This is a genomic window from Pseudarthrobacter sp. GA104 (assembly GCF_009741265.1).
In the GTDB taxonomy this organism is placed as follows: Bacteria; Actinomycetota; Actinomycetes; order Actinomycetales; family Micrococcaceae; genus Arthrobacter.
Map to the genome: position 1 here is coordinate 176,573 of NZ_WOWL01000001.1, position 15,283 is coordinate 191,855.

At 63.3% G+C, this 15,283-nt stretch carries 13 protein-coding genes and 1 pseudogene; 7 read left to right on the forward strand and 7 right to left on the reverse strand.

What is annotated here, in order from left to right; translation table 11 throughout:
* Positions 1–60 precede the first annotated feature (60 nt).
* A complete protein-coding gene (locus tag GK109_RS00775) occupies positions 61–807 on the forward strand; it encodes a FadR/GntR family transcriptional regulator (RefSeq protein ID WP_237429435.1) in 747 nt (248 codons plus the stop codon).
* Positions 808–1,253: 446 nt separating this feature from the next.
* Here GK109_RS00775 and GK109_RS00780 read toward each other — a convergent pair whose 3' ends face one another.
* The 5 genes from GK109_RS00780 to GK109_RS00800 form a co-directional block, all read right to left on the reverse strand.
* The gene (locus tag GK109_RS00780) at positions 1,254–1,403 is read right to left on the reverse strand and encodes a hypothetical protein (RefSeq protein WP_157238335.1); all 150 of its coding nucleotides are present in this window, start codon (positions 1,401–1,403) and stop codon (positions 1,254–1,256) included.
* Positions 1,404–1,668: 265 nt separating this feature from the next.
* A complete protein-coding gene (locus GK109_RS00785; RefSeq protein WP_157238336.1) occupies positions 1,669–2,868 on the reverse strand; it encodes a cytochrome P450 in 1,200 nt (399 codons plus the stop codon).
* Positions 2,869–2,957: 89 nt separating this feature from the next.
* Positions 2,958–3,923 (reverse strand): PDR/VanB family oxidoreductase, encoded by a 966-nt coding sequence (locus GK109_RS00790; RefSeq protein ID WP_157238337.1) that lies wholly within the window; start codon positions 3,921–3,923, stop codon positions 2,958–2,960.
* Positions 3,924–4,087: 164 nt separating this feature from the next.
* Positions 4,088–4,927 (reverse strand): IclR family transcriptional regulator, encoded by an 840-nt coding sequence (locus GK109_RS00795; protein ID WP_157238338.1) that lies wholly within the window; start codon positions 4,925–4,927, stop codon positions 4,088–4,090.
* A 146-nt stretch (positions 4,928–5,073) separates the two neighbouring features.
* A complete protein-coding gene (locus GK109_RS00800; protein WP_157238339.1) occupies positions 5,074–5,874 on the reverse strand; it encodes an SDR family oxidoreductase in 801 nt (266 codons plus the stop codon).
* A 158-nt stretch (positions 5,875–6,032) separates the two neighbouring features.
* Between GK109_RS00800 and GK109_RS00805 the strand changes: the two genes are divergently transcribed.
* The 6 genes from GK109_RS00805 to GK109_RS00830 all read left to right on the forward strand — a co-directional run bounded on the left by GK109_RS00805 (position 6,033) and on the right by GK109_RS00830 (position 12,149).
* Positions 6,033–7,412, forward strand: coding sequence for an aldehyde dehydrogenase family protein (locus GK109_RS00805; protein ID WP_157238340.1), 1,380 nt, complete (start codon positions 6,033–6,035; stop codon positions 7,410–7,412).
* A gap of 27 nt (positions 7,413–7,439) precedes the next feature.
* Positions 7,440–8,366, forward strand: coding sequence for an MBL fold metallo-hydrolase (locus tag GK109_RS00810; protein ID WP_323057335.1), 927 nt, complete (start codon positions 7,440–7,442; stop codon positions 8,364–8,366).
* A gap of 70 nt (positions 8,367–8,436) precedes the next feature.
* Positions 8,437–9,702, forward strand: coding sequence for a CynX/NimT family MFS transporter (locus GK109_RS00815; RefSeq protein WP_157238341.1), 1,266 nt, complete (start codon positions 8,437–8,439; stop codon positions 9,700–9,702).
* 76 nt (positions 9,703–9,778) lie between these two features.
* Positions 9,779–11,218, forward strand: coding sequence for an MFS transporter (locus GK109_RS00820; RefSeq protein WP_323057337.1), 1,440 nt, complete (start codon positions 9,779–9,781; stop codon positions 11,216–11,218).
* 187 nt (positions 11,219–11,405) lie between these two features.
* A complete protein-coding gene (locus GK109_RS00825; protein ID WP_157238342.1) occupies positions 11,406–11,798 on the forward strand; it encodes a YidH family protein in 393 nt (130 codons plus the stop codon).
* 66 nt (positions 11,799–11,864) lie between these two features.
* The gene (locus GK109_RS00830) at positions 11,865–12,149 is read left to right on the forward strand and encodes a DUF202 domain-containing protein (RefSeq protein WP_231754775.1); all 285 of its coding nucleotides are present in this window, start codon (positions 11,865–11,867) and stop codon (positions 12,147–12,149) included.
* A 362-nt stretch (positions 12,150–12,511) separates the two neighbouring features.
* On the opposite strand, the gene GK109_RS00835 is transcribed toward GK109_RS00830, so the two are convergent.
* On the reverse strand, positions 12,512–13,951 hold the full coding sequence (locus GK109_RS00835; RefSeq protein ID WP_231755144.1) for an amylo-alpha-1,6-glucosidase: 1,440 nt from the start codon (positions 13,949–13,951) through the stop codon (positions 12,512–12,514).
* A 174-nt stretch (positions 13,952–14,125) separates the two neighbouring features.
* A pseudogene (locus GK109_RS21995) lies at positions 14,126–14,662 on the reverse strand (glycogen debranching N-terminal domain-containing protein); the annotation flags it as partial.
* Positions 14,663–15,283 lie beyond the last annotated feature (621 nt).

A 15,283-nucleotide genomic window follows, 5' to 3' on the forward strand; every position in this document is an offset into this window, starting at 1 on the left:
AAGACGCAGTGTGCGGGCCGCCCCCTGGCCCGCACACTGCCCGCCCGTAAGGAACCGCCCGTGATCACCGCCGAAGCAGGAGCAACACCCCGCCGTCGTACCCATGACGCGCTCCTGAAGGACATCGAGGCGGACCTCCGCTCGGGCAAAATCAAAGTCGGGGACCGGCTCCCGGGAGAACGCACCCTCGCCGAAAGCTACGGGATTTCCAGGGCGTCGGTGCGGGAGGCCATCCGGGTACTGGACGCCATGGGAATACTGCGCAGCTCGGTCGGATCCGGACCCTCCTCCGGGGCAATCGTCGTCTCCGACCCCTCCGCGGGCCTGTCATCGGCCCTACGACTGCACGTCGCCAGCAGCACACTGCCGGTCGAAGACATTGTCGAGACCCGCATCCTGCTCGAAACCTGGACCGCCCGGGCCGGCGCGAACCGTACAGGAGGCGACGAGGACCTAGAACAGGCAGCCCAGCTCCTGCAAGCCATGGACAATCCCGGCATCAGTCGTGAAACGTTCCATGAACTGGACGCCAGGTTCCATGTCGCCCTGAGCTCCCTGGCAGGGAACGCTGTGGTCGCAACCATGATGGAATCACTCAGCGGCGCCATTGTTGGCTACGTTAAAGGCGCAATGGACGCCATGGACGCCTGGCCCGACGTAATCTCCACACTTCGAAACCAGCATCACGGCATCTTCGACGCCGTCCAGTCACACGAAGGAGAGCTCGCAGCCCGACTCCTGCAAGAGCACATCGAGTGGTTCCATCAGAAGGCACAGGAAGCGACCGCCGCCGAAATCGGGAGCTGAACTAGTGTGACGATTCATGCAGGCGCTTTCGCACGTCCGCCACACTGACCGACCCTTACAGCGGGGTGGGAGCTAAGTCATGAAAATCAATGAACTAGCGCCATCACCAAACGACGTCATTGAAGCTGCGCGCTCAAGCCCTCCTCATGTGAACCTCTAACCGCCCAACCACGCCGTGAAGAAAAACGGCCATTTCTGGACAAAAGCCACACTACGAACAGCACAAGACCTCTGGAACTGATGGAAGTAGCTACAACAGCACCGACGTGCCCAACGTGGCTCACACCAGCACCAGCTCCTGACCAGCCCATACGATCCACAAGGGGAGATAATTGCAGTGGCACCTTCGTCTGCAATGCCACACACATCACCGTTGAAACGAATCTTCGGTGAGATGCTCTTCCGAGACGATTGCGCGCAGGGACAATCTCGATCCCTGACGCAGGTCAGCCCGCAGCGTCCTCCTCGTACCAGCCGATCCAAGCGGACGAGGTCAATGCCCTTGTGGGTTCCGTCATCTCCGCCTCCCACAACGCCAGGTCCTGGATGCGGGACAGCTGGAACATCAGTCCCAGGTAGCGAACCAGGCAATTCATGGTCTTCCTTTCAGTCCGACTCACAAGCCGTTCCGTCTCCGCCCCATCCACATGGCGCGGAGTCGACGGCGGCAGGAGGGTCGATATGGGCGACACGGCCTCGCGTATCTTTTCCCCGGAATCTTGGCGATTGACGCAGGTGCCAGCACTGCGGCTGAGTCGACTTCAAGGCGGCCCTGTTGTTAGCCGGACTGATGCTGAACTTCAATCCCTGATGGCAAACGACGCCAGAAAGAGCAGGCCCATGTTTGCACCGAATCGAAGCCTAAGCCGCCGTGATCCGCACCGGCAGGGACTCGAACCCTCGGAGAACGTTGTGCAGGATCGGCACGGGCGCGCCGTCCGGTTCGATTGCTGCTACCCGTTGGAGCAGCTGCTGGAGCACTATTTCCATTTCGAGTCGGGCGATCGGCTGCCCCACGCACTGGTGAAGGCCCATGCCGAAGGCAACGTGGCCGGAGGCATTGCGGTCGAGGTCGAACTCGTCGGCATTGTCCCCCCATTTGCGTGGGTCCCGGTTCGCGGCGCCCAGGAAGACCAGCACTTTCGCTCCGGCCGGGAGATGCACGCCTCCCAGGACGGTGTCCACAGCGACGGTTCGGTGGAACTTTTGGAACGGAGATTCCAGACGCAAAGCTTCATCGACGGCGAATTTCGCGATTTTGGGGTTTTCCCGCAGCCGGGCCCACGCCTCAGGGTAACGGGCCAGCACCGACAGTGTATTGCCTATGCCGAAGATGGTGGTGTCCACGCCGGCGGACAGCAGTGCTCGGACCAGCAGCGTGGCCTGCTGCTCGGTGATCAGGCCGTCCTCCACGCGCTTCCAGATCTGGGCACCAAAGCCGATGTCGTCGAGGTTTTCGCGCTGGCAGTTCCGCATTACCGCGGCAGCGTGCTCATCGCCCTGGGCGAAAGCCTGCTTGAAGATGTAATTTTCCGGACCGAAAGCGTTGAACACCATGTTGCCGTACGGCAGTAGATGTTCACGTCCGACGTCGGGAATCCCCACAGCGTCCGGAAAGACACGCAGGGGGTACTTCTCGGCGAGGTCGGTGATGGCGTCAAAGCGCTCGCTGCGGGCCAACTGCTCCGTCAGCTCAACGGCCGGTGGCGTAAACGGTTCCCTGAGGGCACGGACTGTGGAGGGGTTGATGACACCGGTCAGGGCGCGGCGCATCACCGTGTGGATGGGCGGATCTGATTCGAGGATGCTGGGCGGGCGCCAACCCGAGTCTTTCCGGATGTCCCGCGGACCCAGGCCACCGGAAGATATGTAGGTTTCGAAGTCTGTGAGGACCTCGTATACCTCCTGGTAGCCGGCCACAGCGTAGCTGCCGGTGCTCTCCAGATAGGAGACGGCGCCAGCATCGCGAAGCCGCCCCAGGAACGGGTACGGATCAAGGAGATTTGCGGTCTCGAAGGGGTCCTCGCCCAATACATTGGCTTCATGGGTGGTTACGGTCATTGGAATCACTCCTGGTGACGAAACTTGGCTGGGATGGTCCAGTCAGCGACTGGACCACAGGTGGGCTACCGCGAAAAGGCAGAGCTTTTCTACAAATCCAGAACGAGGCGCGGACAGCCGGCGGCAGCGCGCGAGACGCAGACCAGCATGACCTCACCGGCTTCGCGGTCCTCTTCCGAAAGCACAGCGTCGCGGTGCTCGGGCTCACCGGAAATGATCTGGGTTTCGCAGGTGCCGCACAACCCGCCGCGGCAGGAGGACAGGACGCGCACGCCCACCTCTTCAACGGACTCGAGGATAGTTTTGTCGTTCGGCACTGTCACGGTTGTTCCGGTCCTGGCCAGTTCCACCTCGAACGGCGCGTTGGCCGCCGCAGCACCAAGCGTGGAGGCGACGAAACGTTCGGTGTGCAGTGCACCCGGAGGCCAGCCCATGCAGCGCTCTTCCACCGCGCCGAGCAGTCCCCCGGGACCGCACGCGTACACCAGCATGTGAGCCCGGGGCATGCCGAGTATCTGGTCGAGGTCCAGGCGGCCAACCTCGTCCTCGGCGACGATACGGATACGGTCAGTGCCGTACCGGTCCTCCAACTGCTGCGCGAACGCCATCGTGTTCCGGCTTCGGCCACCATAGATCAGCGTCCATTCCTTGCCGACAGTCTCGGCTGCCTCCAGCATCGGGATCAGGGGCGTAATACCGATGCCGCCTGCGAGGAAAAGGTAGCGCCGCGATTCGCGCATGGGGAAGTTGTTGCGCGGCTCAGAGATGGTGATCGGGGTACCGGGGAGCAGGGCATGCACCGCTTTTGACCCGCCGCGGGATTCAGGCACGTGCAGCACGCCGATCCGCAGATGGTCCAGCTCCTGCGGTGAGGAACACAGGGAGTACTGACGCACCAAACCGTCGCCCACATGGACGTCAATGTGCGCGCCGGGCTGCCAGGGCTGGAACGGCTGGCCGTCCTCGCGCCGCAGCACCAGGGAAACCACCTGGTCCGCCACAATGTCCACCTGGTCGACAACAGCGTCGATGGTGGCTCCTGCAGATGCAGTCATCAGTCTTCACTTCCTTTGGAACGGCTCGCCTGGCAAAGCAGGTTTAGGCCGGATCTCCGGCCGGACTATGCGCTTACTTGAGGTTAGGTGTTCCACGACACATGCCGCCGGAAGCTTTCCATCCAACGGAAAGGGTGTCTGCTGGAAGCTGTCGCAAGCCCGAGCTACTTCGGGAGATGCTCCACGCCGAGCCGCCGGGCAATGCCCCGCGCCGCGATGTTGAGCACGGGAACCACGCTTCCCACCGGAGCGGACCGGCCCCGGGTCACGATGCCCAAGGCGGCCACCACCTGCTTGTTGGGCAGGAACACCGGGACGGCCAGGCCGTAGTTGTCCGGCCCGGCTTCTTCGGCAGTGGTGGCGTAGCCGTTGGCCCGGACACGTTCGATTTCGGTCGCCAGCGCTGCGGGCTTGGTAATGGTGCGGGGCGCGTGCGGCTCCAGGTGCTGGACGGCCGTTGAAAACAGGTCCTCGGGCCCGTAGGCCAGCATGATCTTTCCGGCGGCACTGGCATGCAGTGGCAGGCGCGCGCCCACCCGCCGGAAGGGCTGGCCGGCGCCAGTGCCGGACATCCGCTCCACCAGCAGAACCTCGTGCCCTTCCAGGATGAACAGGTTCACCACGTTGTGGGTGACGAAGAGGACGTCCTGCATGAACGGGGCAGCCACCTCCGCGATGTTCTGCTGTGCGGGGGCCAGCAGGCCAAGCCGCCAGATCCGTTGCCCCACCCGGTACTCGCCGTTCAGCTTCTCCAGGCCGCCCCAGGCAACCAAATCACCGGCAAGGCGGTGCGCGGTGGCCACCGGCAGCCCTGCCCGCCGGGCCATTGCGCTCAGGCTTTGAACCGAGTGTTCGGTGTCGAAGGTGCCCAACAAGGCCAGGGCCCGTGAGGTGACACTGGCTGCCTGATGGGCGGCAGCATCGCCGTCGTCAGCTGGACGTCTGTGGGCCGCCGTAGTACCCGGGCGGCGTGTGGACCGGCCGGCCGGGGCAGGGTTTGCCATGAGTCACCCTTCTGAGTACTGGCGAGCTCGGCGCCGTATTGGGTGCGACGCCGCACCTGCCATTTTAAGGCCCGACGCCGGCGCCCCCTAGCGCGAACGGTGAGACACCGTCGTCGTGATCTAATGCATGCTCCGGTAGAGGGAACTCAGCCGGGCACAGAGGCGAGGCCGGAGCCGCGGTACGCACCCAGGCCGCCGTCCACGCGGATGTCGGAGCCGTTCACCCATCCCGACTCCGGACGGAGCAGGAAGTCGATAACCGGCGCAATGTCCCCCGGGTCACCGAAACGGCCCAGCAGGGCGCCGGCACCTTCCACCTTGTCGCGGCCGTGGTCTTTCTTGAAGTCCTCCAGGATGGGGGTGGCCACGGGTCCCGGACTGACGCTGTTGACGCGGATGCGCTGCGGGAGCAGTTCAGCTGCGAGGTGCTCGGTGAGCACCCGCACGCACTGCTTGGAGAAGAGATAGGACTCGCCTGTGATCTCGTCATCGTCCGCAACCGCTTCCAGGGCGGCGGCCTGATCGTCCGCGAGCGCGAAATCGGAACATTTCGCCTTCACGTCCCGCCAGTTCACGGCAACGCTGGAGGCAAGGTTCACGACGGCGGCACCCTCGCCAAGCAGCGGGGCAAGCGCACGGACCAGCCCGCGGACGCCGAAGACGTTGACCGAGAGCACAGTGCGCCACGGGGCGGTGCCCGGGACTCCGGCAATGTTTGCCAGGCCCGCGATGCCGTTGGGAGCGGCAGCCGTGACAGCTGCGGCGGCCGCCTCGATGCCGGCCTGGCTCGACAGGTCCGCCTGCACGAATGTGCCGCTGAATTCGGTGGGAGCGTTGCGGTCAATGCCGATCAGCGGGACACCTCGCTTGCTGAGGATCTGTGCTGTCCGGGCGCCGATGCCGGACGAAACCCCCGTAAGGACGATGGGCAGCTGCTCTTGGAACATGGAGACTCCTCGTTAGTGCGTGACGTGATTCACTCCATAGTGACAACGGGAACCACTCCATTCTCGCAGCCTTTCCGTTGGACGGAAAGGTCCGGGCAGAGTGTGATCGGTGCCATGAGACTGGGATGAGAAATCCCATTCCGCCGAAAGGACAGGCCATGACGGCAGCCCACTATCAGGTTTTGGACCCTGCCACGCTTGAGCTCGTGGGGCACGCTCCGGAAAACACCGACCAGGATGTCGAGCAGGCGGTTGCCGCCGCCCGCCGGGCCGCGCCCCGCTGGGCTGCCGACCGCGAAGCCCGCCGTGCTGCCCTTCGCACAGGCGCTGCCCTGATCCGCCGCGATCTGGATTCGCTGGCCACCCTGCTCTCCCGGGAGCAGGGCAAGCCCAAGGCGGACGCTGAGGGTGAATTCTCCGTGGCTGCTGGCCTTTTCGAATATTATGCGGATCTCAAATGGGACGAAGCCCAGCAGCTTGAACCGCGCGCCGACCGCAGCCTGGAGGTCCAGTACCGGCCGGTGGGGGTTGTTGGCACCATCACACCGTGGAACTTCCCCATCTCCCTGCTCAGTGTGAAACTCGCCCCCGCCCTGGTAGCCGGCTGCACCGTTATCGCCAAGCCCTCCCCCTCCACTCCCCTGTCCACCATTGCGCTGGTGGACCTGCTCAATGAGGTCCTCCCCGCAGGGGTGCTGCAAGTCCGGACGAGTTCGCGGCGGACCGTTAATGTTGCACTGAGCACTTCTCCGGGCATCCGCAAGATTTCCTTCACCGGCTCCACGGATGTGGGCATCTCCATCGCCCAGCAGGCCGCCTCCACGGTCAAGCGCGTCACCATGGAGCTCGGCGGAAACGATCCTGCCATCGTGCTGGATGATGCTGATATCGCTGTCACTGCCCGCGGAATCGTCGCCAGCGCCTTCCGCAACGCCGGCCAGGTCTGCATGGCGGTCAAGCGTGTCTATGTTCCCCGCAGCCGCAGCGCGGAACTGGCCGAGGCCGTCGCCGCCGAGGCTTCCCGTCACGTACTGGGCCACGGCATCGCGGACGGCACCACCCTGGGACCGATGCACAACGAGTCACAGCTCAAACTCGTTCGCGCCCTGGTGGACTCCGCAGTTGGTGCCGGCGCCCGTGTCATCACCGGCGGCAGCGCCGGCTGCGACCTGCCCGGCTACTTCCTCTCCCCCACGGTGGTCATTGATGCCGAGCCGGGCATGGATCTGGTGGAAAAGGAACAGTTCGGTGCGGCCCTGCCGATCGTGGCCTACGACAACCTCGAAGAGACCATTTCCGGCCTGAACGCCGGGGAATTCGGCCTGGGCGCTTCCGTCTGGAGCCCCGACCAGGATCGTGCCTATGCAACCGCCTCGCGGATTGAGGCCGGAACCGTGTGGGTCAACCAGCACACCCTGGTGGAACCGGACGCCCCGTTCGGCGGCTGGAAGGCGTCCGGCGTCGGCCGTGAACGTGGCCGCTGGGGCCTGGAGGAATACCTGGAAACCCGCGTCATCAATGCCCGCCCCCACTCCTGACCCCGCAACACTGCAGAAGGACTTCCCGTGAGCGTCGAACTGATCACTCTTGGCACCGCCGCCGGACCGGCCATCCGCGGGCCGGAAAACGGTATCTCCAGCGCACTGGTAGTGGGCGATGCCTTCTACATGGTGGACTTCGGTCTGGGCTGCTCCCGCGCAGCCCACGAGGCGGGACTCCGGGGCAAGGATTTCGTGGCAGGTTTTGTCACCCACCTGCACTCCGACCATGTGGTGGAACTGCCCGGTTTTCTGCTGTGGAACTGGGGCAATCCGGTGGAGGGCTTCACCGGACCCGTCTCCATTGTGGGTCCGGGCAAGGATGCCACCCGCACCGGCGGTGCAGGGCTTTCCGGGACGGGTGAGCTGGTGTCCCACTCTTTGAAGGCCTTCTCCTATGACATCGACATCCGGGTCCACGACGAGGCCCGCCCGGACCTGACGTCTCTGGTGCGCACCGTGGATCTGGCCACCCCCGCGCACAGGTCACCTGAAGCGGACCGCCCCTTTGACGTCTACGAGGATGACAGGGTCAAAGTCACCGGCATCCTGGTGGAGCACCCTCCCGTGCGACCTGCGCTGGCCTTCCGCTTCGAAACCGACGCCGGCTCCGTGGTGTTCTCCGGCGACACAGCAGAATGCGAGGCCATGGTGGTGCTCGCCAAGGACGCGGACGTCCTGGTGCATGAAGCGGTAAATCTTGGCTTCTATGCGGACAAAGGCTTTTCGCCGGAATTCCTCAACCACCAGCAGATCGCACACACCCCGCCGGAAGGGGCAGGCCGGATAGCGTCCGCCGCAGGGGTGGGCCGCCTTGTCCTGTCCCACCTGGCGGGCCGCGCGGAGCCGCAATGGTGGCGCAGCCGCGCCGCCTCAGCATTTGACGGCCCCGTGGACGTCGCCGTCAGCGGCCAGCGATTTCCCATCGGCACCCCGGTGCTGGCGCCGGCCTGAGGAGGGCGAACAAGGACTCCCGCCCTGTCACCTGCCGCAAGGACAACTCTTGAGACTGCCGCCGCCCGCAATGACACCAGATAACAAAAGGACGACGGCGGGCAGCGCCTGGCTTGCCGTCCTCGCGGCGGGCATCGCTGCTGCCATGCATATCTGGAAGCTCCCTGCCGCCTTGGTCGGCATCCAAGCCGATCTAGGTACAACGCTGATCCAGGCCGGCCTGCTGCTTGGCATCATCCAGCTTGCCAGCGTCGTCGGAGGGCTGGCAACGGCCGTTTGTGGTGAACTGGTAGGACTGCGCAGGCTTCTGCTTACCGGGTTGGCCCTGCTCAGTGTCGCCTCTGTGCTCGGAGCGCTTGCCCCCACCACCGAGCTGTTGATGGCATCGCGGACCGTGGAAGGCGTGGGATTCCTGCTGGCCGTCGTCGTCGCCCCTGCACTTATCCGCAAGGTGACTCCGCCCAAGCAGTTGAACGTTGCGCTGGCAAGCTGGGGCGCATTTCAAGGTGTGGCAACGCTGATAGGCCTGTCCGCTGGGGCCCTCTTCCTGCAGGCCGCGGGCTGGCGCGAGTGGTGGCTGGTAATGGCCGTCCTCACGCTTTTGCCGGTGCCTCTGCTGCTGCGCCGGGTACCAAGGGATATGCCCCCTGCCGTCCCCGGACTGCAGTCCGCGCTCCGCAAGGTGGGGCGAACAGTGGTCACTCGCCAACCATGGATCACTGGGGTGGTATTCGCCTGCTATACCGCGCAGTGGATTGCTGTGCTCGGTTTCCTGCCGTCAATTTACCGGTCAGCCGGATTGGAAGGCCCGTTGCCTGGCATCCTCAGCGCTATTGTGGGCGGGGTCAACGCGGTCGGCGCACTCAGCGCAGGACCTCTAATCCAGCGCGGCCTCTCCGAGCGGACAATCATGTTCTGGACCTTCCTGGCTATGTCTGCAGCGTCCGTTGCGACGTTCGCCGTGGGCTGGGAGACCGTCGGAAATGGCGTCCTTTTCCAGTTCGCGTTCATCGCTGTGTTCTCCGCTGTCGGCGGCCTCATCCCTGCCGCGGTGACCAGGTACTCTGTCCGCATTGCCCCCGCAGACGGTTCTGTCACCGCCGTACTGGGCCTGACGCAGCAGATCTTCAACGTGGGAAACTTCTTGGGCCCCATGCTGTTTGCTCTGCTCGCCATCAGCACCGGCGGCTGGGGCACCACGTGGTGGCTGACCTGCGCTCTGAGCACTGCGGGAATGGCCTTGTTGGCGTTCATGGGAAAAGGTGATGCCAACATTCACGGAGTCGCGCGGCGTTCCGGAAAGCCGCTTTCCACCCAACGGAAAGCTGAACTGTAAGGCGGATCACACAAGCTTAGAGTCAAGGAAATGCCGCTCCAACGGCAAGATCTCCCCTTCAACGATTGGGCATACCGTGTCTGAAACTCCCCACACCATAACGCCGGGCTCCGCAACGTCGCGCGATCCCCGCACCTGGTCCCGGGCCAAGCGCAACCGCTACGGCTGGTTCATGACCTTCAGCCTCCTCTTCCTCATGATGCTCAGCTGGGCTGACAAGGCGGTGCTCGGCATTGCCGCCGTGCCGCTGATGAAAGAGCTGGGCATCACGCCCGAACAGTTCGGCCTGGTGGGCAGCGCCATGTTCCTGACCTTCGGCGTGGCCCAGCTCGTGGCGGCTCCCATCGCCAACAGGGTCTCCAGCAAGTGGATCCTGCTGGTCCTGTGCCTGCTGTGGTCTGTGGCACAGGTCCCCATCCTTCTGTTCGCGTCGCTGCCCGCGCTCTGGGCAAGTCGCCTGCTGCTTGGAGCCGGCGAGGGCCCGCTCGCACCGGTTCTGATGCATGGCATCTACAAGTGGTTCCCCGAGAAGAAGGGTGCCACCCCGGCGGCCCTGGCATCATCCGGCGTGACCTTGGGCATTGTGGCATTTGCCCCCGTCCTGGCCTGGGTCATCGGGCAATTCGGCTGGCAGACCGCGTTCGCGGTACTGGCAATCGTAGGGCTGATCTGGTCTGTTTTTTGGGTCATTGTCGGCAAGGAAGGCCCGTACACCAGCCGGAAGGCCGAGCAGGAGATCGACGGTATCGCTCCGAAGGAAGCTCCTGTCGTGGCAGAGGCCAAGGTCCGGTACTGGCGCACCATTCTTTCCCCCAGCTGGATCTTCGCGGTCCTTGCCTCGTTCTTTGGCTACTGGACGTTTACCCTGGCCATGTCCTGGGGACCGGCCTACTTCCAGAATGTCTTGGGCTTCAGCGGACAGCAGTCCGGCGCCATGATCGCCCTCCCCGCGGCCTGGGGAACCATTGCCACGGTAGGGTTGAGCGCGCTGACCCAGCGCCTGCACCTGAAGGGAATCCCTACCAGGAAGGCACGCGGCTGGGTACTCGGCGGCGCCGGAACCTTCGCCGGAGCCTGCCTGGTCGCAGCCACCATGACCGCCTCCCCCGTGCTGTCCATCGTCCTCATGGTCTTCGGCTTCGGCACCGCCCCGGCACTCTTCGCCATCACCTACCTCGTGGTCGCAGAGCTAACGACCATCGGCCAACGCGGCGCCAACCTTTCAATCGCCAATGCAGTCCTCACCACCGGCGGTGTGTTCGCACCGGCAGTGTCGGGTTTTCTGATCGGCGGCGCGGCCACCCCCGCTGAAGGCTACCGTGCAGCTTTCGCCCTGGCCGGGGGTCTCTTGCTGACATTCGGCGTCCTTGCCCTAATCTTCGTCAACCAACAGCGCGACCGCCGCCGGCTCGGCCTTGATACAACTGCCGTCCCCGCGGCCGCTTCACTGCCCACTGGTTCCGCCACCCCCGTCGGCGCGGAGCCTGGCTCCTTGGAAGCGGGCACCCGGGCATAAGTCCGAGGGCAGGTAAGCGGAAGAGAGGCCAACAGCCCCTCTTCCGCTTACCTGCCCTCCTGACGCCGGCATGGATTTGGAGACCGGGCGGTGACCGCACGCCTCGGAAACATGAACCGGTCACCGGCACTGAGGCCTCCGCATCAACGCCCACTGAAGAACACACGATGGACCCGGAAGGACAATCATGGAGGACCTAAAGGCCGGCGGCGGACGATCTGGCTTCTCGGAACGAGTCCTGCGCGGCGGCACCGAACCTGACCCCAGGTTCACGCTCGCAAATGAACGCACGTTTCTGGCCTGGATCCGAACGTCGTTGGCATTGCTTGCCGGAGGTGTAGCTATCGAAGCCTTCACGGCCGACCTTTTCAACGACGGACTGCGTCAATCGGTCGCCGTTTTACTCCTCGTGCTCGCACTCCTGATTGGCGGCGGGTCGTTCTTCCGCTGGCTCAACGTTGAACGCTCCATGCGCCGACAGGATCCGCTCCCGCTGCCCTGGACCGCCCCGATCCTGGCGATCGGCGGTGCCCTAGTCGCCGCGACGATGATGGTCTTCGTCCTCGCGCGCCCCTTCTGACCCGTGACCTCGATGCGTCAAACACCAACCCATGGTGACCCAGGGCTGCAGCCGGAACGCACGGACATGGCATGGGGGCGCACCACCCTGTCCATGGTGGTTGCGGCCGCCGTTTTCCTTCGCTGGATGCCGCACCACGGCTGGTTTGCCGGCACCCTTGTCGCGGCAACACTCATCACAGCACTCGCCATCCACAGCTCCCGCAAGCGACGCTTCCATCGCGCAATCAGCGGCATCAACCAGGAAGCCATTACTCCCGACCTGGTTTCAGCCGCCGCCGTCGCGGCCAACGTCGTCGTCCTTGCCGGACTGGGACTCTACACCGTCCTGCTCGTTCCATCGGAGCAGTGACATCAGTGAAACTTGGCAACGCATGGCTTGGGCACGTGTCGAGCGGGCACCGTTGAGAATACGAGTCCAGCAGGGCTGGTGGAAAGCAGCCGCAGTAGCTTCAGAGAACCAGGGGCGGCCAAAACAGAACTGCTCCCCGCCAGCACCGGTCGCTTCGCCGCAAACTCCGGGGATCAGAACAGCTCAGCACGGTTGTAGCTGTGCCTTGTTCCGGTTGTATATTCCCCTCATTTCAGAAACGCTCCGGACGTAGCCCTCCGCATCGTCCGCGTATGTTTCAACTGAATCATCCGATCGGAGGCCACCGGTCCTCGCAGGTATCCTTCCCAGGCAAGGCACCGGCGCTAATTGCTCATGTGCAGTCACTTCATCCGGGTCAGGTTCAGGATTTCGCGAAGAGCAGGCCGGGCTTCAAGCCGCAGTTTTATGGAATCCGGAAGGCCATCGACCCTGATGGTGTCCTGGGTGATATCAATGGCCAGCCTGTGGCCTGCCAGCGGCACGTTATCAACCCTGAACTGGCCAAAGCCCTGTGGCAGTTCCGGTGCCAGCCACAGCTCATGCCATGGAAGGACCGGGTCGAACCGCATCAGCATACGAATCAGGTGGATCGGTGCCGCCGCGGCCCACGCCTGGGGTGAACAGGCTGCGGGATACGGTACCGGGCTTGGGAATCGCGTCCTGTCCAGTCCACAGAACAGTTCCGGAAGTCTGCCGCCAAAGTGTTCGGCTGCTTCGAAGAGTCCGTAGGCGATTCGCTGGGCCTCTTCGATAAAGCCGTATCGCATCAGCCCATGCGCTGCGAGAGTGCTGTCATGCGGCCAGACGGAGCCGTTGTGATAACTCAGCGGATTGTAGGCGCCCATGTTACTTGCCAGAGTGCGGATGCCCCAGCCGGAAAACATTTCCGGGGACATCAGCCGTTCGGCTACCTGTTTTGCCTTGTCTGTGTCAACGATTCCCATCCACAGGCAATGACCCATGTTGGAGGCAAGTGCATCTACAGGTTCCTTGTCACCGTCCAAGGCGATGGCAAAGTATCCCCGGTCCGGCAGCCAGAACCGCTCATTGAACGCCTCCTTCAGGCGGACGGCCTTGGCGCTGCAGAGATCAGCGGTTTCAGTGTCGCCTTCGTCGAGTGCCATGAGGGCGCGCCCCACATAGGCGCCATAGGTGTAGGCCTGTACCTCGCACAGCGCAATGGGCCCTCGGGCGAGGGAACCATCAGCGAAATTGATGCCGTCCCACGAATCCTTCCAGCCCTGGTTTATCAGCCCGTGTTCAGTCTGACGCTGGTATTCGACAAAGCCATCTCCGTCACGGTCTCCGTAATTCTCAATCCAGGCCAGAGCACGGTCCGCGGCCGGCAGCAACGCGTGAACAGCTTCCGGTTCCAGACCCCACCGTCCCAGTTCGCTGAGGATCCCTACGAACAGCGGGGTTGCATCAGCGGTTCCGTAGTAGATACTGCTGCCACCGAGGACGGACTCTGTGGTGTTACCTAGACGCACCTCGTGGAGTATTCGGCCGGGCTCCTCTTCCGTGGCGGGGTTCACTTCCTTGCCTTGGTGGTCGGCCAGTGTCTGAAGGGTGCCAAGTGCCAGGGAGGGGTCGAGTAGGAGGGACATGAGGGATGAGAGCAGGCTGTCCCGTCCGAACAGGGCCATGAACCACGGAGCTCCGGCCGCGGCCACGATGCGGTCGGGATGGTTTGGGTCAAAGATCCGGAGTGAACCGAGATCTTCCTGGCTTCGAAGGATTGTAGTTTGGACGGACGCGTCGCCGAGATTGGGTATAGGCATTGACATCCGCCAGGAGGAGAGGCGTTTCCGGGCCATGGCGGAAACCTCAGTCGTGCCGTATGAGGCAGTCGAAATCACTTCCTGCCCGTCAAGATAGGGCGTGGCTGTAAACCTTTGAGTCCATTTTCCGTGTGCAGGAATTGTTGGAGTGAAGACAAGCCGATGCGCCTCGACGGCCGCCCCTGGTGCACGGATGACCAGCCCATAGCGCCGACCGGCCCCGACACATTCGAGAATGAGGCTATCGCCCTCAATGAGAACCTGCTGCTTCCCCGGACTGGCTGGCGTCCCATCCTTGACCTCGAAGAGATCGGCGAAGTCCGCTCTAACGGTCAGGGCAAGCTTGAACGTGTTCGGCACGGCCAGATGATTCTCAATGGTGATGGTTTCGGTCAGGCCGGCCCCAATAACCCTTTCCCGTTCAATCAGCGACGGCACGTCAGCGCTGCCGGCGTGGCCGCCTACCCTGCCGATGAACAGGGCCCGAAAGGGTTCCAATGCGGTCGCCGCGAGAGCTTCGACCGGAGCGTCATCAACGCTGACGTTCCATTCAGCTATGTACCGGGTATCGTGGAAAAACGCGCCGTGGGGACTGCCCGGGTGCATGTCACCATTGGACGATGTCAAACAAAACGAGGAGCCATCAAGGACTGTGACAGCTCCGGCGCCTGCCGGACCTGCACCGTTGTCGGCGTTCCAACCCGACATCATGCGCCTCCTAGAACATCCATCGAAAGCGCCCAAACATTTACTGTGGACGAGTTCAGTCGGACCCCGTAGTCAGCACTATGATCCCTTGTGTCGGGGGAATCAAGAGTCTGCGTTGACTCATGAAAGACGCCCGCGTAGAGGGTATCGAAGAATCATTTGAGAATGCCCGCTGGGCGGCATGTCCGCTTGGGTGGTATCTTCCGCTTCGGCTCTGTGAGCCATGGAGCTTTCAATGAGTGAACGCAGGGCTGTCACAAGGTCATCGCCTGAGCCACTCCCCTGCTTGCGCCGACATCATGCCATATCTCCACGTCGCCATAACTTGATGGAATCTTCATTATCGGCCTTCCAGGCGGAACGCTGTTCGCTGTCCCCAAAGGCGGCGTGAGTTCGTGCGACGACCCTGCGTTGCCGACCGTGTAGCTGGAGGTGACTAAATCGCCAGGACGTCCTTTCACCTAGCGTACGCATCTTACGGACCTGGAAATAAGATTGTTCCTGCAGGGCTATGAAGCGGACCTGAATCGGGGCCACAAGCCACGTTGCCATCACGTAGAGTCGGGCTGCGTATACGCCTGAAACTGCCAATATGGCAAGTTTTGTACACGCTCAATAGGGTAA